Source organism: Streptococcus sp. Marseille-Q5112 (assembly GCF_916700555.1).
Classification (GTDB): domain Bacteria; phylum Bacillota; class Bacilli; order Lactobacillales; family Streptococcaceae; genus Streptococcus; species Streptococcus symci.
In genome coordinates, this window is record NZ_CAKAKP010000001.1 from 184,292 (window position 1) to 206,312 (window position 22,021).

At 38.5% G+C, this 22,021-nt stretch carries 18 protein-coding genes and 1 tRNA gene; 13 read left to right on the plus strand and 6 right to left on the minus strand.

Annotation, left to right across the window (positions count from 1 at the left end):
* The 7 genes from LG372_RS00990 to LG372_RS01020 all read left to right on the plus strand — a co-directional run bounded on the left by LG372_RS00990 (position 1) and on the right by LG372_RS01020 (position 9,727).
* The gene (locus LG372_RS00990) at positions 1–1,644 is read left to right on the plus strand and encodes an AAA family ATPase (protein WP_225741892.1); all 1,644 of its coding nucleotides are present in this window, start codon (positions 1–3) and stop codon (positions 1,642–1,644) included.
* Entirely contained in the window at positions 1,631–2,947 is a 1,317-nt protein-coding gene (locus tag LG372_RS00995; RefSeq protein WP_225741994.1) for an McrC family protein, read from the plus strand. Before LG372_RS00990 ends, LG372_RS00995 begins: the two co-directional genes overlap by 14 nt.
* Positions 2,948–3,120: 173 nt before the next feature.
* Positions 3,121–4,107: a GMP reductase gene (locus tag LG372_RS01000; RefSeq protein ID WP_049551913.1), complete on the plus strand. Its 987-nt coding sequence runs from the start codon at positions 3,121–3,123 to the stop codon at positions 4,105–4,107.
* Between the two features lie 66 nt (positions 4,108–4,173).
* Positions 4,174–4,245 (plus strand) — tRNA-Arg (locus LG372_RS01005).
* A gap of 183 nt (positions 4,246–4,428) precedes the next feature.
* Positions 4,429–5,127, plus strand: a complete 699-nt coding sequence (rnc, locus tag LG372_RS01010; RefSeq protein ID WP_000661503.1) for a ribonuclease III — start codon at positions 4,429–4,431, stop codon at positions 5,125–5,127.
* Complete coding sequence (gene smc, locus LG372_RS01015; protein WP_225741893.1) at positions 5,118–8,657, plus strand: chromosome segregation protein SMC; 3,540 nt, start codon at positions 5,118–5,120, stop codon at positions 8,655–8,657. Before rnc ends, smc begins: the two co-directional genes overlap by 10 nt.
* Positions 8,658–8,800: 143 nt before the next feature.
* A complete protein-coding gene (locus tag LG372_RS01020) occupies positions 8,801–9,727 on the plus strand; it encodes a bifunctional riboflavin kinase/FAD synthetase (protein WP_049551915.1) in 927 nt (308 codons plus the stop codon).
* Between the two features lie 83 nt (positions 9,728–9,810).
* On the opposite strand, the gene LG372_RS01025 is transcribed toward LG372_RS01020, so the two are convergent.
* Genes LG372_RS01025 through LG372_RS09715 form a run of 3 tightly spaced genes read right to left on the minus strand, consistent with a single transcriptional unit; the run spans position 9,811 to position 11,660 of the window.
* Positions 9,811–10,626: a TIGR03943 family putative permease subunit gene (locus LG372_RS01025; RefSeq protein ID WP_049551916.1), complete on the minus strand. Its 816-nt coding sequence runs from the start codon at positions 10,624–10,626 to the stop codon at positions 9,811–9,813.
* Entirely contained in the window at positions 10,623–11,528 is a 906-nt protein-coding gene (locus tag LG372_RS01030; protein WP_049551917.1) for a permease, read from the minus strand. Before LG372_RS01030 ends, LG372_RS01025 begins: the two co-directional genes overlap by 4 nt.
* Positions 11,529–11,660: an SPJ_0845 family protein gene (locus tag LG372_RS09715; RefSeq protein WP_000268685.1), complete on the minus strand. Its 132-nt coding sequence runs from the start codon at positions 11,658–11,660 to the stop codon at positions 11,529–11,531.
* A 155-nt stretch (positions 11,661–11,815) separates the two neighbouring features.
* On the opposite strand from LG372_RS09715, the gene LG372_RS01035 reads away from it, so the two are divergent.
* From LG372_RS01035 to LG372_RS01050, 4 genes are all read left to right on the plus strand, one after another.
* Positions 11,816–12,196: a PBECR2 nuclease fold domain-containing protein gene (locus tag LG372_RS01035; RefSeq protein WP_049551918.1), complete on the plus strand. Its 381-nt coding sequence runs from the start codon at positions 11,816–11,818 to the stop codon at positions 12,194–12,196.
* A gap of 423 nt (positions 12,197–12,619) precedes the next feature.
* Positions 12,620–14,749 carry a Tex family protein gene (locus tag LG372_RS01040; protein ID WP_225741894.1) on the plus strand — a complete coding sequence of 710 codons (2,130 nt, stop codon included), beginning with the start codon at positions 12,620–12,622 and terminating at the stop codon, positions 14,747–14,749.
* On the plus strand, positions 14,736–15,185 hold the full coding sequence (locus LG372_RS01045; RefSeq protein ID WP_033686984.1) for a SprT family protein: 450 nt from the start codon (positions 14,736–14,738) through the stop codon (positions 15,183–15,185). The genes LG372_RS01040 and LG372_RS01045 overlap by 14 nt, the downstream gene beginning before the upstream one ends.
* 58 nt (positions 15,186–15,243) lie before the next feature.
* Complete coding sequence (locus LG372_RS01050; protein WP_001085048.1) at positions 15,244–15,516, plus strand: PspC domain-containing protein; 273 nt, start codon at positions 15,244–15,246, stop codon at positions 15,514–15,516.
* A gap of 103 nt (positions 15,517–15,619) precedes the next feature.
* Here LG372_RS01050 and LG372_RS01055 read toward each other — a convergent pair whose 3' ends face one another.
* From LG372_RS01055 to LG372_RS01065, 3 genes are all read right to left on the minus strand, one after another.
* The gene (locus LG372_RS01055) at positions 15,620–16,270 is read right to left on the minus strand and encodes an ABC transporter ATP-binding protein (protein ID WP_225741895.1); all 651 of its coding nucleotides are present in this window, start codon (positions 16,268–16,270) and stop codon (positions 15,620–15,622) included.
* Position 16,271: 1 nt separating this feature from the next.
* On the minus strand, positions 16,272–18,266 hold the full coding sequence (locus LG372_RS01060) for a DUF1430 domain-containing protein (RefSeq protein WP_225741896.1): 1,995 nt from the start codon (positions 18,264–18,266) through the stop codon (positions 16,272–16,274).
* Positions 18,267–18,621: 355 nt separating this feature from the next.
* Complete coding sequence (locus tag LG372_RS01065) at positions 18,622–18,813, minus strand: hypothetical protein (protein ID WP_225741897.1); 192 nt, start codon at positions 18,811–18,813, stop codon at positions 18,622–18,624.
* A 427-nt stretch (positions 18,814–19,240) separates the two neighbouring features.
* Here LG372_RS01065 and LG372_RS01070 point away from each other — a divergent pair, with 427 nt between their 5' ends.
* Both LG372_RS01070 and LG372_RS01075 read left to right on the plus strand, forming a co-directional pair.
* Entirely contained in the window at positions 19,241–19,999 is a 759-nt protein-coding gene (locus tag LG372_RS01070; protein ID WP_000173372.1) for an ABC transporter ATP-binding protein, read from the plus strand.
* 1 nt (position 20,000) lies between these two features.
* Positions 20,001–21,989 carry an ABC transporter permease gene (locus tag LG372_RS01075; RefSeq protein WP_225741898.1) on the plus strand — a complete coding sequence of 663 codons (1,989 nt, stop codon included), beginning with the start codon at positions 20,001–20,003 and terminating at the stop codon, positions 21,987–21,989.
* Positions 21,990–22,021 lie beyond the last annotated feature (32 nt).

Below are 22,021 nucleotides of genomic sequence, written 5' to 3' on the forward strand. Positions count from 1 at the left end.
ATGGAAAATATAGTGAACTTTTGGTTAATTGCGATTCCTACGCATAAAAGTATATGGGATGATTTTATAAAAAATAATAAACTTTCTATTGATTTTTCAAATTATAATATTTCAGATTTATTTAAATATAACAATTATCGGGAGCTTCCTGCTGGGGATAAACAAAAGAAGTTTATATGGCAATTTGCACATAAAATTAAAGTTGGCGATATTGTGATAGCTAAGAAAGGAATATCAAAATTTTATGGAATCGGAAAAGTAATTAAATCCTACTATTATGAATCATCAAAAGAAAAGTTCAACCATTCTATTGGTGTAGAATGGTTGAAAATTGGTGAATGGAACATGGGTAATAACACAAACAGACATACAGTGTATTGGGATAGAAATTCAGAACGTATCAATTTGTATAAATCTATTCTAAATGGTACATACAGAAAAAATATAGAGAAGGTTGTTATGAATAAAAATATTAACGATTATTTAGATAAATTAAGAAAATCCAAAAACCTCATCCTCCGTGGTGCACCGGGGACGGGAAAAACTTATCTTGCTAAAGAAATTGCTAAAGAATTAACGGAAGGTCATGAGGAGCAAATCGGCTTTGTACAGTTTCATCCATCTTATGATTATACGGATTTTGTAGAGGGTTTGAGACCGGTATCAAATGTGGATGGATCTATTGGATTTAAGCCTCAAGACGGTATTTTTAAGAAGTTCTGTCAGAAAGCAAAAGAAGCTCAGAAAACTGGAGGACAAGATAATTTTGAAGAAACGTGGGCTAAGCTAACGGATGCTATCAATGAAAAGCAAGGACAATACTTCTTCCCTCGTAGTTCGGTTCCAGCCAGTTTAAATAGTCAAGGGAATGTGAAGTTTGATTCTCCTGTTGCTACCAAAGAAAAAGTGTATCTTTTGTACAAGGGTGAGGAGACTAAGTTAAAGTACGAAACTTATCAAAAAATCGTTTTAGATCACATGAAAGAAAGTTATGGCTTATGTGATTATGTGTCTCCAACGATTGATACAGATCAAAAATTCGTCTTCATCATCGATGAAATCAATCGTGGTGAGATTTCTAAGATTTTTGGAGAACTCTTTTTCTCTATTGACCCTGGCTATCGTGGTGAAAAGGGAAGTGTATCTACCCAATATGCCAATCTACACGAAAGTGATGACAAGTTTTATATTCCTGAGAATGTCTATATTATAGGTACCATGAATGATATTGACCGCTCAGTGGACACCTTTGATTTTGCTATGCGCCGTCGCTTCCGCTTTGTTGAAGTTACTGCTGAAAGCCAATTAGGTATGCTCGATACTGCTCTTGGTGATAAAGCTGAAGAAGCGAAAAAACGTCTAAGAAGCTTGAATGCTGCTATTGAAAACGTTCAGGAATTAAACAGTCATTACCATATCGGGCCAAGTTATTTCCTTAACTTGAAGGATGTAGATTTTGACTATGAATTACTCTGGTCTGATTATCTCAAACCGCTTTTGGAAGATTATTTACGTGGTTCTTATGAAGAAGCTGAAATTCTTGAAACATTGAAGAAGGCATTTGATCTGACAAAGAATGGGCAAAAAGATCAGGCAGTAGCTGATGACAATGAAGGCGATGAAAACGATGATGCGGATCACTGATAATCAACACAAGATTGTTAAAGAAGAATTTGTTGAAGGATATCCTAAACTAAGCAATCTTCTTTTAGATAGAACCTTGGAAAGTCTATCCCAAGATGAACGTATTTTCATTTTTCCAAATGATTTGATGAATTCTTCTGACTTAGAAAAGGACCAAAAAATCTTTGAAACAGTTAATCAGAAAATCAAGACTGGAAATGTGATTGGTTTTCTGGGGTGTGGTCAGGAAAGATTAACGATTTCCTCTCGCTTTTCTGATGAGAGTAATGACCATTTTTTGCATTATCTCTTACACAAGGTTCTTCATATCAATCTCACTAGTTTAGATGTTGCTTTGTCTCGTGAAGAGAGACTTTATCAACTTTTGATGTATCTCTTCCCTAAGTATCTACAAGCTGCTCTCCGAAAAGGTCTTTATAAGGAATACCAGAGATTTTCTCATAATGACAGTCATGTTAAGGGAGTGATTGATGTAAGAAACCATCTCAAGAAAAATCTTCCTTTCACGGGAAATATTGCCTACACAACGAGAGAGTTCACCTATGATAATCCCCTTATGCAGTTGGTTCGTCACACTATTGAATACATTAAGAACCAGAAAAGCATTGGCCAAGGGGTGCTAGATAATCTCTCAACTAGTCGTGAAAACGTATCTGAAATCGTGCGTGTAACGCCTTCTTATAAACTAGCTGATCGTGCTAAGATTATTCGGGTAAATCAATCTAAACCGATACGTCATGCATACTTTCACGAGTACAGAAAGTTACAAGAACTTTGTCTGATGATTCTAAACCAAGAAAAGCACGGTTTAGGATATCAAGATCAAAAAATTCATGGTATTCTTTTTGATGTTGCCTGGCTTTGGGAAGAGTATGTTCATACTTTGTTACCAAAAGATTTCATCCATCCACGTAATAAAGAAAAACTAGGTGGTATTTCGGTATTTTCTGTTGGGAAACGGAAAGTATATCCAGATTTTTATAATCAAGAGTTAAAAATCGTTTTAGATGCTAAATATAAAAAACTAGAGTTCACTGAAAAAGGGATCAACCGTGAGGACTTATTCCAGCTGATTTCCTATTCTTATATTTTGAAAGCTGAGAAGGCTGGTCTTGTTTTTCCGAGCAAGGACAAGGTTGTTGATAATGAGATAGGAAAGCTAGCAGGTTATGGAGCTTTGTTGAAGAAATGGTCTATCCAAATCCCTCAGAAGTCTTCATCTTATCGTGAATTTTGTGAAATGATGGAAAACTCTGAAGAAACTTTTAAAAGGAATATTACTAAAGAATTGGGGAGAAAATAATCTCTCCTCTTTCTTTTGTTTTTAAAAAAGTAAAATACGAACAATGTTTTTTGATTTATAAAAATATTTGACAAAAACTGTACTTTTGTTTATAATAAATTAAGGAAACGTCGGAAAAGACGTAGGGATGCGAGAGCATAGGTAGGTCATTACAAAAGAAACGAGACATCGAGATGTTAAATGAATTTCCAATTTTTGATTACGAAGATATTCAATTGATTCCAAATAAATGTGTCATTAAAAGCCGTGCAGAAGCAGATACAAGTGTTACTCTAGGAAATCACACCTTTAAACTACCTGTTGTGCCAGCTAATATGCAGACAATTTTGGATGAAAATGTAGCAGAGCAACTGGCTAAAGGTGGTTACTTTTACATTATGCACCGTTTTGATGAGGCAGGACGCATTCCTTTTATTAAACGCATGCACGAGCAAGGGCTCGTTGCTTCTATCTCTGTCGGTGTTAAGGATTATGAGTATGATTTTGTCAGCCAGCTCAAGGCTGATGCTCCTGAGTACATCACGATTGATATTGCCCATGGTCATGCGGATAGCGTGATTTCTATGATTCAACACATCAAGAAAGAATTGCCAGATACCTTTGTCATTGCTGGAAATGTGGGAACACCAGAAGCTGTGCGTGAATTGGAAAATGCTGGTGCGGATGCTACTAAGGTCGGAATCGGTCCAGGTAAGGTTTGTATTACCAAGGTTAAGACTGGGTTCGGTACAGGTGGTTGGCAGTTGGCTGCTCTACGCTGGTGTGCTAAGGCTGCACGTAAACCGATTATCGCTGATGGAGGGATTCGCACTCACGGTGATATTGCCAAGTCTATCCGTTTCGGTGCCAGCATGGTCATGATTGGTTCTCTCTTTGCAGGACATATTGAAAGTCCAGGGAAAACGATTGAAGTCGATGGTGAACAGTTCAAAGAATATTACGGTTCAGCCTCACAATATCAAAAAGGTGCTTACAAAAATGTGGAAGGCAAACGTATCTTGCTTCCTGCTAAAGGTCATCTGCAAGACACTTTAACTGAAATGGAACAAGACCTTCAAAGCGCTATTTCCTATTCAGGTGGACGTCAGGTTGCTGACCTTAAACACGTTGATTATGTTATCGTGAAAAACTCTATTTGGAATGGGGATGCTTCCCACTAAGACGGGCTATCTGTCTAGAAAAAAACTTGTTATTAGAGCAAATTTTTGTTATAATGAAACAAGTTTCCACCCTTAGTGTAATGGATATCACGTAAGATTCCGGTTCTTGAGATGGGGGTTCGATTCCCTCAGGGTGGATGTAAACATCCTAAGAAAGCCTTTAATAGGGCTTTTTTCTTTACACAGCCCTAAATTGGCCCTTAAAACTGAAAATCTCTTTTTAAAGAATTCCCAAATGTTTTCCAGTCCCGTTTTAAAGTGACTCAGGGGGCTTTTTTTGATATAATAAAAAGGACTGTTATCAGTTAGAAAGAGGTTGGTATGAAAGAATTACAAACTGTACTAAAGAACCATTTTGCAATCGAATTTACAGACAAAAATTTACTGGAGACTGCCTTTACTCATACGAGTTATGCCAATGAGCACCGCCTCTTAAAAATTTCACACAATGAACGCTTGGAATTTTTAGGAGACGCTGTTCTACAGTTATTGATTTCAGAATATCTGTATAAAAAATATCCTAAAAAGCCTGAGGGTGACTTGTCTAAACTCCGTGCCATGATTGTCCGCGAGGAAAGTTTGGCTGGTTTTGCGCGTGATTGCCAGTTTGATCAATTTATCAAGTTGGGTAAAGGGGAAGAAAAATCTGGTGGTCGCAATCGTGATACCATTCTTGGTGATGCCTTTGAAGCCTTTCTTGGTGCCCTCCTTTTGGACAAGGATGTGGCCAAGGTTAAGGAATTTATCTATCAAGTCATGATTCCTAAGGTTGAAGCAGGCGAATTTGAGATGATTACAGACTACAAAACCCATCTCCAAGAGTTACTTCAGGTCAATGGCGATGTGGCTATTCGTTATCAGGTGATTTCTGAAACGGGTCCTGCCCATGATAAGGTTTTTGATGTAGAAGTTCTGGTTGAAGGTAAGAGCATCGGTCAAGGTCAAGGTCGTTCTAAGAAATTAGCAGAGCAGGAAGCTGCCAAAAATGCCGTTGAGAAAGGGCTGGATTCATGTATTTAAAGGAAATCGAAATTCAGGGATTCAAGTCTTTTGCTGACAAGACTAAGGTCGTCTTTGACCAAGGTGTGACGGCAGTTGTTGGACCCAATGGATCTGGAAAGTCCAATATTACAGAAAGTCTGCGTTGGGCTTTGGGGGAGTCTAGTGTCAAGAGTCTCCGTGGTGGCAAGATGCCAGATGTCATCTTTGCTGGAACAGAAAGTCGCAAACCGCTCAATTATGCTTCTGTAGTTGTGACTCTGGATAATAATGATGGATTTATCAAGGATGCAGGCCAAGAAATTAGGGTGGAACGCCATATCTATCGTAGTGGAGATAGCGAATACAAGATTGACGGCAAGAAAGTCCGTCTGCGTGATATTCATGACCTCTTCTTAGATACTGGATTGGGACGAGATTCCTTCTCTATCATTTCCCAAGGGAAGGTTGAGGAGATTTTTAATTCCAAGCCTGAAGAACGCAGAGCTATTTTTGAAGAAGCTGCAGGGGTTTTGAAATACAAGACTCGTAGAAAAGAGACAGAGAGTAAACTGCAACAAACTCAGGATAATCTGGATCGTCTTGAAGACATTATCTACGAGTTGGATAATCAAATCAAGCCTCTTGAGAAGCAAGCTGAGAATGCCCGTAAGTTTTTGGACTTGGAAGGTCAACGCAAGGCTATTTATTTAGATGTGCTGGTTGCTCAAATCAAGGAAAATAAGGCTGAACTAGACTCGACAGAAGAAGAGTTGACTCAGGTTCAGGAACTCTTGACGAGCTACTACCAAAAGCGTGAAAAATTAGAAGAAGAAAATCAAGCTCTTAAAAAGCAACGCCAAGATTTACAGGCTGAAATGTCCAAAGACCAAGGCAGTTTGATGGATTTGACCAGTCTGATTAGTGACTTAGAGAGAAAATTAGCCCTATCTAAACTAGAATCTGAGCAAGTAGCCTTGAATCAACAGGAAGCGCAAGCTCGTTTGGCTGCTTTGGAGGATAAGAGAAATTCACTCAGCAAAGAAAAATCTGATAAGGAAAGCTCTTTAGCACTCTTAGAGGAAAATCTAGTCCAAAATAATCAAAAACTCAATCGTTTAGATGCTGAATTGCTAGCTTTTTCAGATGATCCTGATCAGATGATTGAGCTTTTGCGTGAACGCTTTGTGGCGCTTTTACAAGAAGAAGCTGATGCCTCAAATCAACTGACTCGCATCGAGAATGAGTTGGAAAATAGTCGTCAGCTTTCTCAAAAACAAGCAGATCAACTAGAAAAGCTGAAAGAACAGCTGGCTACAGCTAAAGAAAAGGCAAGTCAGCAAAGGAATGAGCTTGAAACTGCCAAGGAGCATGTTCAGAAATTATTGGCTGACTACCAAGCTATTGCCAAGGAGCAAGAGGAGCAGAAAGCTTCCTATCAAGCTCAACAAAGTCAACTCTTTGACCGTCTGGATAATCTCAAAAACAAACAGGCCAGAGCTCAAAGTTTGGAAAATATCCTGAGAAATCATAGTAACTTTTATGCAGGTGTTAAGAGTGTTCTCCAAGAAAAAGACCGCCTCGGTGGAATTATTGGTGCAGTCAGTGAACATCTGACTTTTGATGTGCATTATCAAACTGCCCTAGAGATTGCGCTTGGAGCCAGCAGTCAGCATATCATCGTAGAAGATGAACATGCGGCAACCAAAGCTATTGATTTTCTCAAACGAAACAGAGCCGGTCGTGCAACCTTCCTTCCTTTGACAACGATTAAGGCGCGTACGATTTCTAGTCAGAACCAAGATGCTATTGCTACAAGTCCAGGATTTCTGGGTATGGCTGATGAGCTGGTGACATTCGATACTAGACTGGAAGCTATTTTCAAGAACTTGCTAGCTACGACGGCTATTTTTGATACTGTAGAGCATGCGCGTGCAGCAGCTCGCCAGGTTCGTTACCAGGTCCGTATGGTGACTTTGGACGGGACAGAATTGCGAACAGGTGGTTCCTATGCAGGTGGAGCCAACCGCCAGAATAACAGTATTTTCATCAAGCCAGAACTGGAGCAATTACAAAAAGAAATTGCTGAAGAGGAAGCAAGTCTTCGTTCAGAAGAAGAATCTTTGAAGACCTTGCAAGATGAGATGGCTAGATTGACAGAAAAATTAGAAGCTATCAAATCTCAAGGAGAGCAGGCACGTATTCAGGAGCAAGGATTGTCCCTCGCTTATCAGCAGACCAGTCAGCAAGTTGAAGATCTAGAAACTCTTTGGAAACTCCAAGAAGAGGAATTAGATCGTCTTTCTGACGGAGATTGGCAAGCAGATAAGGAAAAATGCCAAGAGCACCTTGCTACAATCGCAAGTGACAAGAAAAATCTGGAAGCTGAGATTGAAGAGATTAAGTCCAACAAAAACGCCATCCAAGAACGTTATCAAAACTTGCAGGAAGAGGTAGCGCAAGCTCGCCTGCTTAAGACAGAACTGCAAGGACAAAAACGTTATGAAGTTGCTGATATTGAACGTTTAGGCAAGGAATTGGATAATCTGAATATCGAGCAAGAGGAAATCCAGCGCCTTCTCCAAGAAAAAGTTGACAATCTTGAGAAAGTTGATACGGATTTGCTCAGTCAACAGGCTGATGAAGCCAAAATTCAGAAAACAAATCTCCAACAAGGTTTGATTCGCAAGCAGTTTGAGTTGGATGATATTGAAGGTCAACTGGATGATATTGCTAGTCATTTGGATCAGGCTCGCCAGCAGAATGAAGAGTGGATTCGTAAGCAAACTCGTGCTGAAGCCAAGAAAGAAAAGGTCAGCGAGCGCTTGCGCTATCTACAGAGTCAGCTAACAGACCAGTATCAGATTAGCTATACAGAAGCTTTAGAAAAGTCTCATGAGTTGGAGAATCTCAATCTGGCAGAGCAAGAGGTTAAAGATTTAGAGAAGGCTATTCGATCACTGGGTCCTGTCAACTTGGAAGCTATTGACCAGTACGAAGAAGTTCACAACCGTCTGGATTTCCTAAATAGCCAGCGAGATGATATTTTATCAGCGAAAAATCTACTCCTAGAGACTATCACAGAGATGAATGATGAGGTTAAGGAACGCTTTAAATCAACCTTTGAGGCCATTCGTGAGTCCTTTAAAGTGACCTTCAAGCAGATGTTTGGTGGAGGTCAGGCGGACCTCATTTTGACTAAGGGAGACTTGCTGACAGCTGGGGTTGAGATTTCTGTTCAACCACCAGGTAAGAAAATCCAATCACTCAACCTCATGAGTGGTGGTGAAAAAGCTCTATCGGCTCTTGCTTTGCTTTTCTCCATTATCCGTGTCAAGACTATTCCGTTTGTCATCTTGGATGAGGTAGAGGCTGCGCTTGACGAAGCCAATGTTAAACGTTTTGGGGATTACCTCAACCGCTTTGACAAGGACAGCCAGTTTATCGTCGTAACCCACCGTAAGGGAACCATGGCAGCGGCTGATTCCATCTATGGAGTGACTATGCAAGAATCAGGTGTCTCAAAAATTGTTTCGGTGAAGTTAAAAGATTTGGAAGAAACAGTAGACTAGTTACCAAACGATAGCATCTCTTAGGGGATGCTATTTTTTTAAATTAACATCTTGAATGATTTTTTAAGGTCAGTTCAGGGGCAAAAAACGACATTTGGGCTTTCCTTTTAGCGAAAAGGCTTTCTCTATGATATAATAGTTTCATGATTACAACAGTACCTATAAAAAATGAAAAAGATATCGCAGTGCCGGACAAAACGGTCCTTGTTTTAGGCTATTTTGATGGTGTTCACAAAGGCCATCAAAAACTTTTTGAAGTTGCTACTAAGGCATCGATGAAGGATTATCTTCCTGTAGTTGTGATGACCTTTACAGAATCACCTAAACTTGCTCTACAGCCCTACCATCCAGATCTTATGCTGCACATTGTTAATCATCAAGAACGGGAGCAGAAGCTGAAGTGGCATGGAGTTGAAGAACTATTTTTACTTGATTTTAGTAGTAAATTTGCTAGTTTGACTGCCCAAGAGTTTTTTGATACTTATATTAAAGCCTTAAAACCCGCTATTATCGTAGCAGGATTTGACTATACTTTTGGTTCTGACAAGAAAACTGCAGATGACTTGAAGGACTATTTTGATGGTGAAATCATTATTGTTCCTCCTGTAGAGGATGAAAAGGGTAAAATCAGTTCTACTCGTATTCGTCAGGCTATTCTTGATGGAGATGTCAGAGAAGCTGGTCATTTACTTGGGACTCCTCTACCGTCACGTGGAATGGTTGTCCATGGTAATGCTAGAGGACGGACGATTGGTTATCCTACAGCTAATTTGGTCTTGAGAGATAGAACCTATATGCCAGCAGATGGTGTCTATGTTGTTGATATAGAAGTACAACGTCAGAAATATCGTGGGATGGCTAGTGTAGGAAAAAATGTTACCTTTGATGGAGAAGAAGCACGTTTTGAGGTCAATATTTTTGATTTTTCTGATGATATTTATGGTGAGTCAGTGACTGTTTATTGGCTTGACCGTGTCCGTGATATGGTCAAATTTGACTCCGTTGAAGAACTGGTAGACCAACTCCAGAAAGATGAAGAAATTGCTCGAAATTGGAAGGATGGAGAGTAGGAAATCGGAGCTTTATATAAAATTATCCATACTTTAGATTTTTATTTCTAAATAGAAAAAGTAGCCCTTTCCAGGCTACTTTTTTAAAACACGCGATACACATAGGGATTCTCTGGTTTATCGACTTTGGTAAAGCTATCGATTTCCAAGGTTGGGAGATTTTGTTTGAGTTCTTTATGGTAGTGATTGACCAGTTTTCCCTTGGCTGTTATCCAAGTATTATTTTCATATTGACGGGTATTTCCCTTGGTCAACAAACCATAGACACCAGAATCTGCGATACAGTGAATAATGCCGAAGCGGAACAGAAATTGGCTATTGGCATGACTGGGGTCGTTATAGACAAAGCCTGTAAACTGGACTGTCTTGCCTTCAAACTCATCTGGATAGTCGTAGATAGCCTCCATGACTTCCATATAGTTTTCGTTAGTAATGTAAATGCTATCTTGGGACAAGTATTTATCCGCCGCCGTTCGCATTTCCTTTTCATAAGCTGATTTTGAAAAATAAGAACTGGTATCTGGTTTCAAATATTGGCTTGTCGTCCCTTCACTTGTCTGAATGGCTTGATCCGTGCCTTCTGATAAGGGGAAATGATAGCCTTTGGCAGAAACGGTCTGAGAATCCAAGCTAACAGTTGGAAAAGTTAAGCCGACGATAATAGGAATAGCCAGAAGAGCAATACTCGTCACCTTCGCCAATCGGCTGTTCAGATGACTATGGGTTTTGACTTGCTTCATCCAGATATACAGTTGAACAATTGCCAAAATAAAGGAAAGTACCATGGAAATATAGGCCAGATAGGAATAGTGCATGTTGATGTACTGGTTTAATTTGCCCGACAGATGGAGATAAATGGTCAGTTCAAAATAGCCAGCTAAAACTAAAAATCGAATCATAGGATGACTCCAATCAAGAGAGAATACACTAAGACGACAAGAGTCACAATCGTTATGAAGTGACTGATAAATCGTGCTTTTAAGTAATTTTTCATCATGAGAATATTTTTAATATCCAGCATTGGGCCAATGACGAGAAAGGCCAAAACTGGTGCTAAGCCGAAACTCGAGAGAAGAGAAGCACCGATAAAGGCATCCGCCTCACTGCAGAGAGAGAGAAGAAAGGCCAAAAGCATCAAGAGTAGGATGGCAAAAAGAGGGGTCGCACTGATAGAGGTCAGAATCCGTGTCGGAACATAGACCTGTATAACAGAGGCAAAGAGACAGCCAAATACCAAATAACGCCCCGTATCAAAAAATTCATCAATGGCTTGCACAAAGACTTGAAAAACTTTCTTTGCAGGACTCAAGTGAGAAAAATCATGCTCATGACAAGCCAACCGATTTTCTTTTTGAATCGGTTCTTGCCAGAAAAAGCCTAGAAAAATCCCAAGTATCACAGCTACTACAATGGAACCTAGAGCTCGTAACAAGGCGACATGGAAGGAATTTCCAAAGGCAGAATAGGTTGCAAAGAGAACAATAGGATTGATAACAGGTGCTGTCACAAGAAAAGGAACGGCCGTGTAACTGGGGACCTTTTTTTCCAGAAAACGATTGATAATGGGGACAATTCCACATTCACAAGAAGGGAAAAGAATCCCTACGAAGGTGCCAAAAAAGATTCTCCCCCAACGATTTCGAGGGAGAAAATGATAAACCTTGTCAGGTGTGATATAAACCTCAATCAGCCCTGAAACAATACTTCCTATCAGAACGAAGGGTAGGGCTTCAATGATAATGGAGAGAAAAATGGCCCCAGTCTGAAGCACACTAGAAGGGAGTTGTTGGAAAGCAGTCATCTAGTTTTTCTTTTCTGCTTTGGCTTTCTTCTCTTTGTCATCAGGGAAAGTGACTTGTTTCAAATCAGGGAGTTTAGCAAACTCTTCAAACATCTTGTCCAAGTCGTCTCGTTTTGTAAATTTTACAGCCATAGGTGTACCTCGATTCTAAATTCTACCTCTATTATACTATTATTTTGAGGAAAAGGAAAAAGTTAAAATTGAATATCTAACGAATAATAGAGCGTGATATATCCTAATATACACTATGATTGTGATATAATAATTGCGGAATAACGGAGGAAATGATGGAACATAAAAAGATTGGTCAGGTTACTGACGAAATAAAAGAAATTTTTAATATTGTTCTTGAAGCTAGTGATATCAAAGTTAACAAAGAAGGTTTAAGAAGTCATATGTTGAAACGGCATCATAATGATGTGATTCATCATATCGAAGACCTGGAACTCATATTAAGGAACCCAGATTTCGTCGGCATCAATCCACGAGAGAAAGATGCTAGTTTTGAATATGTTAAAAGATTTGATGATAATGTTCTTGTTGCCATCAAGTTACATAAAAGTGGAGATTTCTTTTATGTTCCGACCATGTATCGCTTACAAGATTTCAAGTTACAAAGTCGTATTAAGTCTGGTAGATTGAGAAAACTTGACAAAAAAAGTAGATAGTGCTAGAATAATATTAACGAAAGACATTTGAGGGCAGAAAGGTTCCTGCCGCACCTTGAAAAAGGTATCTGAGATGCTGGGTACACCGACCAGCCAAGTGTCCGTTATTTCAAAGGAGGGAGCTTAAATGCTCCTTTTTTGTTTAAAAATTTCAAAATAGATTACACTCACCGCAGGCTCAGGCTTGCGATTTTTTATTTGCTCTGAAAATTGATTCGTTAACTTCAACAAATAGCTTTATAAAGCGTTTTGTAAAAAATAAAAACAGTACAATTAATCACTGATCCTTTTGTCAACTATTAGAATTAAATTGCAATCTTCTCAATAAATAGAATATTGAAATGAAGTAAATTTATTTCCCAACTTATGTTTTAAAATTGTAAGAGATAATTGAATAATATTAGCTTGTGGTATAATAGATTCATGGATAAAAAATATGAAAAAATCTCCCAAGATTTGGGAGTGACGTTAAAGCAAATTGATACTGTTCTAAGTTTGACAGCTGAAGGGGCGACTATTCCCTTTATAGCGCGTTATCGTAAGGATATGACTGGTAGTCTGGATGAGGTGGCAATTAAGGCTATTATCGACTTGGATAAAAGCCTGACTAACCTCAATGATCGTAAGGAAGCTGTCTTGGCTAAGATTCAAGAACAAGGCAAGTTGACCAAGGAATTGGAAGAAGCTATCTTAGCTGCCGAAAAACTAGCAGACGTCGAAGAACTCTATCTTCCCTACAAGGAAAAACGTCGAACCAAGGCAACCATTGCTCGTGAAGCTGGGCTATTCCCACTTGCTCGCTTGATTTTGCAGAATGTAGCTGGCTTAGAGAAGGAAGCTGAAAAGTTCGTCTGTGAAGGATTTGCGACTGGTAAGGAGGCCTTGGGTGGTGCAGTTGATATCTTGGTCGAAGCCTTATCGGAGGATGTCAATTTACGTGCTATGACTTATCAGGAAGTGCTGAGACACTCTAAACTCACTTCTCAAGTCAAGGATGAAAGTCTTGATGAAAAGCAGGTTTTTCAGATTTATTATGATTTTTCAGAGACAGTTGGAAATATGCAGGGTTATCGTACCTTGGCCCTCAATCGTGGGGAGAAGCTAGGTGTCTTGAAGGTCGGTTTTGAACATGCGACGGACCGTATTCTTGCCTTCTTTGCTACTCGTTTCAAGGTGAAAAATGCTTATATTGATGAAGTGGTTCAGCAATCCGTTAAGAAAAAAGTCTTGCCTGCTATCGAGCGCCGTATTCGGACAGAATTAACCGAGAAAGCAGAAGAAGGAGCTATCCAACTCTTTTCTGACAATTTGCGCAATCTCCTATTGGTTGCTCCACTGAAAGGGCGCGTGGTTCTGGGATTTGACCCTGCCTTTCGTACAGGTGCCAAGCTAGCTGTCGTTGATGCAACAGGAAAAATGCTGACAACTCAGGTTATTTATCCTGTCAAACCAGCATCAGCTCGTCAAATCGAAGAAGCCAAGAAAGATTTGGCAGATTTGATTGGTCAATACGGCGTGGAAATTATTGCCATCGGTAATGGAACGGCCAGTCGTGAAAGTGAAGCTTTTGTGGCGGAAGTTCTTAAAGATTTTCCTGAGGTTAGTTATGTCATTGTAAATGAAAGTGGTGCTTCTGTCTATTCTGCTAGCGAACTTGCTCGTCAGGAGTTTCCAGACTTGACCGTTGAAAAACGCTCTGCCATTTCTATCGCCCGTCGTTTGCAAGATCCCCTTGCGGAATTGGTCAAAATCGATCCTAAGTCAATTGGTGTCGGTCAATACCAACACGATGTCAGCCAGAAGAAATTGTCTGAAAGTCTGGATTTTGTCGTGGATACCGTGGTGAACCAAGTCGGTGTTAATATTAATACGGCCAGCCCTGCTCTTCTTTCACACGTAGCTGGACTCAATAAAACCATTTCTGAAAATATCGTCAAATACCGTGAGGAAGAGGGAAAAATCACTTCACGCGCCCAAATCAAGAAAGTTCCTCGTCTGGGTGCTAAGGCTTTTGAACAGGCAGCTGGTTTCCTTCGTATCCCTGAAAGTAGCAACATCCTTGATAATACAGGAGTTCACCCAGAAAATTACGTTGCCGTTAAGGAACTCTTCAAACGTTTAGATATTAAAGACCTAAACGAAGAAGCCCAAGGCAAACTCAAGTCGCTTTCAGTCAAGGAAATGGCGCAAGAGCTAGACCTTGGACCAGAAACTCTTAAAGATATCATTGCAGACCTTCTCAAACCAGGTCGAGATTTCCGTGATTCCTTTGATGCACCTGTGCTTCGCCAAGATGTCCTAGATATCAAAGATTTAGTGGTAGGCCAGAAGCTAGAGGGTGTGGTGCGTAATGTAGTTGACTTTGGTGCCTTCGTTGACATTGGAATTCACGAAGACGGCTTGATTCACATTTCCCATATGAGTCGCAAATTTATCAAACATCCTAGCCAAGTAGTGTCAGTCGGAGATTTGGTAACGGTTTGGGTTAAGAAAATCGATACTGAACGTGAAAAAGTCAATCTGTCGCTCCTCGCTCCAAATGAAACTGACTGATTACGTTAAGCAGGTTTCACTAGAAGACTTCGGCAAACCTTTTATCCATCATGTTCAGTGGAATAGGCGTCTACGTTCGACAGGTGGGCGATTTTTCCCCAAAGATGGGCATTTAGATTTTAACCCTAAGGTTTATCAGGAACTCGGTCTGGATGTTTTTAGGAAAATTGTCCGCCATGAACTCTGTCATTATCACCTCTATTTTCAAGGGAAGGGATATCAACACAAGGATCGGGATTTTAAGGAACTGTTGAAAGCAGTGGATGGATTACGCTTTGTGCCCTCCTTGACAAATAGCCACTCTAAACCACTCAAACTTTATCGTTGTCAATCCTGCCAGCAAAGGTATCATCGCAAGCGTAGGATTGATACCAAACGCTATCGCTGTGGACTTTGTCGAGGTAAATTGCTACTAATAAATCAGCCTGAGGACTGATGAAAGCCGAGCCTACCCGTGATATACTATGTCTAACCTAGCAGAAAGAGGAAAAATCATGAACAGTAAATTTTATAAAATGAGACGAAATCGCATGATTTCAGGAGTTCTGGCAGGTCTGTCAGATAAGTGGAACTTTGATGTTACCCTTGTTCGTTTCCTGTTTGCCATTTTTACAGTCGCAAACTTTGGCCTTGGCGTGATTATCTATATCATCCTAGCTTCTGTCATGCCGACTAAGGAAGAAATCGAAGCAGAAATGTATGGAACAGGCCCACGCAAACGCAAGGAAGCCCAAGCCATTGACGACAATGAAGGTTGGTTTTGGTGAGGTTTAACAGGAAATATTTATTATTTGCACTATGTTACTTAAAAGAAGTAGCATAAATGATGAAAATCCCTTGTGGCTATTTAGCTACAAGGGATTTTGGTATTTAATTATAATCTGTTTCGTCTTTAGAAAGCCGAATTACTTGATCAGCCATTTTCCAAATACTAGGATTGTGAGTTGCGATGATAATTGTTCTATTAGCATTACGAAGTTCAAGGAGAATTTCCATAATTTCCTTGGAATTTTTAGGATCTAGTGAGGCGGTTGGTTCATCAGCTAGAATTAAAGGAGGATTTTTTAGGATAATCTTGGCAAGTGCCACGCGTTGAGCTTCACCACCAGATAATTCATAGATTTTTTGGTTGAGACATAGATAATCCAGTCTTACAGCTTGCAGTGCTTGAAGAAGAAGTCTCTCTTTTTCTTGTTTCTTGTTCTTTTTTTTACCAATCATTCCCAGCTCAAGGTTTTCTCGAATGGTCTGACTTTCTAATAGTCCAAAGTTCTGGAAGAGATAACCTAGTTCGTTACGATAGAATTCGTTGTTTTTTAGTGAAGTCAAAGACTTTCCTTTATAAATTATTTCTCCTTTATCAAAAGTCTCTAGTTTTGCTAGCATATTCAGCAAAGTGGTTTTTCCACAACCACTATCTCCTATCAATGCATACACCATACCACTTTGAAAATTAAGACTCAAGTCTGAAAAGATGATACGAGAACCAAATTGTTTCCAAATATGTTGTAATTCAATCATACTATCCTCCTTTGATGATGCTAGCATAGGTTTTACTTTCCTTTCTATCACAGATTTTCAATAGAAGAACAGCTAAACCTGAAAAACTGAGAAATAAAATCAGGGTAATCCAGATATTCTTAGAAATAATGAAAGCTAGACTACTTCCGACAAAGAGAGCTATTATTTGAGACGTGATATATCTACTGTATAATTCAAAGAAATAATAGCCTGCTATTTTCTTCAAGAATATGATTTTGCGAAAGGCTTCAAAATAGAGTAGGTTTAAACTTGTAAACAGCAAAATTGAAGTCAAAATAGCAAATATAGCACTCGCTAAATTACTATAAATTTCGATTTTAATTTTTTGATTTAACTGGAGATAAGTTTCCCTAGCAGATGATAGCCCAGACACCATATGATCAAGTTGATAGTACTTCAAAAGTTCTTGTGTTTGCTGTAAATCGGTAAAATAGAGATATTCTAGATTCGTAAACCAAAATATAGAAGAATCTTTTCCAAGTGCATTAGGAGAAACTACGATAAAAATAGGGGTTGACAACCATTGATCATAAGAAATATGGGTAGTATTATAAATGAATACATCTTTTTTTTGATCAGTATAAGTTATATTAACTTCGACACTATGCTTTGTATCACTACTGTATAATCGATTAGTTAAATCTTCTTGTATGTTTTGTTTTATTTGTTCCTCATTTTTCTTTTGTTCTTGAGGTAGTATTACAAGAACCTGTCCATCTTTTAGATTATTGATTTTTTTAAAGGTTTCTGATGTTAACTCTATACCTTCTTTTTTGAAGTAGTCAGGTGTTACATAGAGAATATTTTTCCCTTCCAAGTCATAGGGATTTTGTTCAGAATCATTATGAGTTGAAAGAGAATGTTTTATAGCTTGAATAGCGAGATTATGTTTGACTAGAAAGGCATTTCCATTTTCTAAAGAATATTGAATAAAGTCAAACCATTTATTAGCATTCATTTTGAGTTCATCTATATTTTTTCTTTGACTTGAACGACCTGTTTGAAGATTAACAATATTGGAGTGTTGTTTCCAAGTAGCTTGTCCAGCCTCATTTTTCATAAATATATGATGATCAATGGACAAGCGCCCAAATCCTACAATAACTAATAAGATAGACAGAGCTTGACCAAAGTAAAGAATACGTAAAATTGACTTAATTGGTAATTTTCCTTTAATGATTGAGATAAGATAAACTCTTTTCAAAGAAATAGTAAAAAGAAAAGCGATGAGAAGACTTAGCAAGAGAAGCAGGCTATTATAAAAAATAAATAGTATTACTAAAAAAGTCTGAATTTCATAAGGATAGCCTAGGTAAATTACTAAAATACTAGCTATTAGGAAAGCAGGCAAGCCGAAAAGAAGGATATCAAGTCCGTCTCTTATGATAGAACGAAAGAAGAGATTTCTGAGACGTTCTCCATTAATCAGTCTTATTCCTGATTGAGAGAGAGATTGAATCTGTCCGATAACAATAAGTGATAAAAAGGTCAATAAAAAAATGAAAAGACTAGTAAGTTGATTGGGTTGGGCAATGAGGGTCAATACGAAGGAGACTCTATTATTTTCAAATGTGTTAACTTTTTCTAGTCCAAGTTGTTTAAGGTGAATAGCTAATTCTTGATTTGTTAGCGATCCACTGATAATATTGTAATTGTTGAGAAGATTACTTTTATTGATACTTTCTTGACTTGCTTGAGGCATCCAGTCTGGAAGTTTCCCATCTCCAAAAACTTCGTAGTAAGTTTGCGATTTTCCATCACTATCTACTTCCCAAATGGTTCTTGCGATAAGACTGTTATGTTCTTTAGCAAGACTATTTAATTTTTCCTTAACGGCAGAATAATCTGCTTGCCCGCTTAATACTGCTGCACCTGGAAACAGGATTTGTGGAAGAGAGTCTTTCCAAAAGGACAAAGCACCAATCAGAAAGAGTGTCAGAAGAAGATTGCTGATGAAGAGAAATATACGTTTCATAGGAGCCTCTTTCTAAACAAGAGGGAGATCAACCTCCCTCTTCATTGCAGTTATGCGAATTATAGCTTACTACTTTTTAAAATAAGCACTAAAAAACTAAAGTTTTACAAGGCATCAAAGAAAACCCTTTCACATTTATATTTTACTCCTTTTTTAAAAATAAAACAAGTGATTATAGGACTTCGTATAGTAGATATTTTCAAAAAACTCTCCAATCTTACAAAAATGTGATTTAAAAATACTTTCAACTTAATATTGTTACTGTCCGCTTGACAAAACACTAATTTTATTTATTTCTACCCTAATCAGTCACATCTGAGAATAAAAATCATATTTTTGAACTCATGTTTCTAATCTATTTTTGTTGCTGAGACAATACATTTTTTGAAAAATGGTGGATGCTGATAACAACTGATAGCCAGCAAATAGCATAAGCAGTAGCTGTAAATTCTGTACCGATAAAGTATGTTTTTTCAACTAAGAGCTGACCGATGAATGGAGAGAGGAGATAGAGAAGTCCGATGAGTACATGTTCTTTGTGATTCATTAAGGCGCACCTTCTTTCCTTATAGGTAGTTCGATTTGAAAGTGTTGAATTTAATGGTATGTTATCTAGTTAAGCTTACTCAAATGATAGTTCCCGCTTCCTCCTTTCCAAAGTAAGCCTTTTCACACTTATATTTTACAATTTTAAAAATAGGAAATCAAATCATTTTCTAAGTAATTTTGCCTACATTTCCCCCAATCTTACAAAAATGTAAGATTAAAGTCTCTTTTGTAAGGTTAGGTTATGGCAAGCGGTCTTTTTTTGATGTAAACTAGACTCATAAAGAACAAAGGAGTAACATCATGAAACAAACATTACATAAGAAAACAAGAAAACCAAGTCACAAAGATATCGATCGTGTTCAGCTGGGATGCGCTATGATGCAAGCAACATTTCATGTGATGGGATATTAAGAAAGGAGATTCTCATGACACTTTTAGATGTAAAACACGTTCAAAAAATTTATAAAACTCGTTTTCAGGGCAACCAAGTAGAAGCCCTCAAGGATATTCACTTTACCGTCGAAAAGGGTGACTACGTTGCCATCATGGGTGAGTCTGGTTCTGGTAAATCAACTCTTCTCAATATCCTAGCTATGCTGGATAAACCAACTCGTGGTCAAGTTTACCTGAATGGAACAGACACTGCAACCATTAAAAATTCACAGGCTTCTAGCTTCCGTCGTGAAAAGCTGGGCTTTGTCTTCCAAGACTTTAACTTGCTAGATACTTTGTCTGTAAAAGACAATATCTTGCTTCCACTTGTCTTGTCAAGAAGACCTATTACGGAGATGATGAAGAAATTGGTGGTAACAGCTGAGAATCTGGGTATCAACCAATTACAAGAGAAATACCCTTACGAGATTTCTGGTGGTCAGAAACAGCGTGTGGCAGTAGCCCGTGCCATCATCACAGAACCTGAAATTCTCCTTGCGGATGAGCCAACAGGAGCACTTGATTCCAAGTCATCTGCAGCCTTACTTGATGTCTTTGATGAAATCAATGAGCGCGGCCAAACCATTCTTATGGTAACCCACTCAACAGCAGCAGCTAGCAGAGCTAAACGTGTACTCTTTATCAAAGACGGCATTCTTTACAATCAAATCTACCGTGGAGAGAAAACAGAGCGTCAGATGTTCCAAGAAATTTCTGATACCTTGACTGTCATGGCAAGCGAGGTGAATTAGTATGTTTCGATTAACCAATAAGTTAGCGGTATCGAACTTGATTAAAAACCGCAAACTCTACTATCCTTTTGCGCTGGCTGTTCTTTTGGCAGTCACAGTCACCTATCTCTTTTACTCTCTAACCTTCAATCCCAAGATTGCTGAAATCCGTGGAGGAACAACCATTCAGGCTACTCTTGGATTTGGTATGTTTGTCGTCACCCTCGCGTCAGCCATTATCGTCTTCTATGCCAATAGTTTTGTCATGAAAAACCGTTCTAAGGAACTAGGAATTTATGGCATGTTGGGCTTGGAGAAGCGTCATCTTATCAGTATGACCTTTAAGGAGTTAGTGGTATTTGGGATTCTAACTGTTGGAGCGGGTATCGGTATTGGAGCCTTGTTTGACAAGTTAATTTTCGCTTTCTTGCTCAAACTGATGAAATTGAAGGTTGAGCTGGTCGCAACCTTCCAAATGAATGTTGTCATTGCAGTACTTGTTGTCTTTGGATTGATTTTCCTAGGGCTCATGTTCCTGAATGCCCTTCGAATCGCCCGTATGAATGCCCTCCAGCTTTCCCGTGAAAAAGCTAGTGGTGAGAAAAAAGGTCGTTTTCTACCTCTTCAAACCATCCTTGGTTCCATTAGTTTAGGGATTGGCTATTATCTTGCCCTTACGGTAACCGATCCTCTTACAGCCCTAACAACTTTCTTCTTAGCTGTTTTACTGGTTATCTTTGGTACTTATCTATTGTTTAATGCAGGGATTACAGTCTTCCTACAAATCTTAAAGAAAAACAAGAAATACTATTACCAACCTAATAACCTCATATCTGTTTCAAACTTGATTTTCCGTATGAAGAAAAATGCGGTTGGACTAGCAACCATCGCTATTTTGTCAACAATGGTTTTGGTAACCATGTCAGCAGCGACAAGTATTTTCAATGCTTCAGAATCCTTTAAAAAAGTGATGAATCCGCATGACTTTGGAATTAGTGGAAAAAATGTTGAAAAAGAAGATTTGGACAAACTCTTGAGCCAGTTTGCAAGTGACAAAGGTTATAGTGTCAAAGAGAAAGAAGTGCTTCGTTATAGTAACTTTGGTATTGCAAATCAAGAAGGAACCAAGTTAACTATTTTTGAAAAAGGACAAAACCGTGTCCAACCCAAAACAGTTTTCATGGTATTTGACCAAAAAGATTATGAAAATATGACTGGTCAAAAACTGTCTCTATCAGGAAATGAGGTCGGTCTCTTTGCCAAAAATGACGGACTGAAAGGACAGAAAGCTCTAACTCTAAATGATCATCAATTTTCTGTTAAAGAAGAATTTAATAAAGATTTCATTGTCAACCATGTTCCAAATCAGTTTAATATCTTGACTACTGATTACAATTACCTTGTTGTACCTAATTTACAAGCCTTTTTGGATCAATTCCCAGATTCGGCTATCTATAATCAGCTTTACGGTGGTATGAATGTAAATATCAGTGAAGAAGAACAACTCAAGGTAGCTGAAGAATATGAAAACTACCTTAATCAGTTTAATGCTCAATTAAACACTGAGGGTAGCTATGTGTATGGTAGCAATCTAGCAGATGCTAGTGCTCAAATGAGTGCCCTCTTTGGTGGTGTCTTCTTTATCGGTATTTTCCTATCCATTATCTTTATGGTCGGAACCGTTCTGGTCATCTACTACAAACAAATTTCTGAAGGCTACGAAGACCGTGAACGCTTTATTATCATGCAGAAAGTCGGTTTGGATCAAAAGCAAATCAAGCAAACCATCAACAAACAGGTTTTAACTGTTTTCTTCCTTCCTTTGCTTTTTGCCTTTATACATCTAGCCTTTGCCTACCATATGCTTAGTCTGATTTTAAAAGTGATTGGTGTAATAGATACGAATATGATGTTGATTGTGACCTTGTCTATCTGCGCTATCTTCCTCATCGCCTATGTGCTGATTTTCATGATTACTTCAAGAAGTTATCGCAAGATTGTGCAAATGTAAAAAAGAATACCTCGACTTCAAAATCGAGGTGT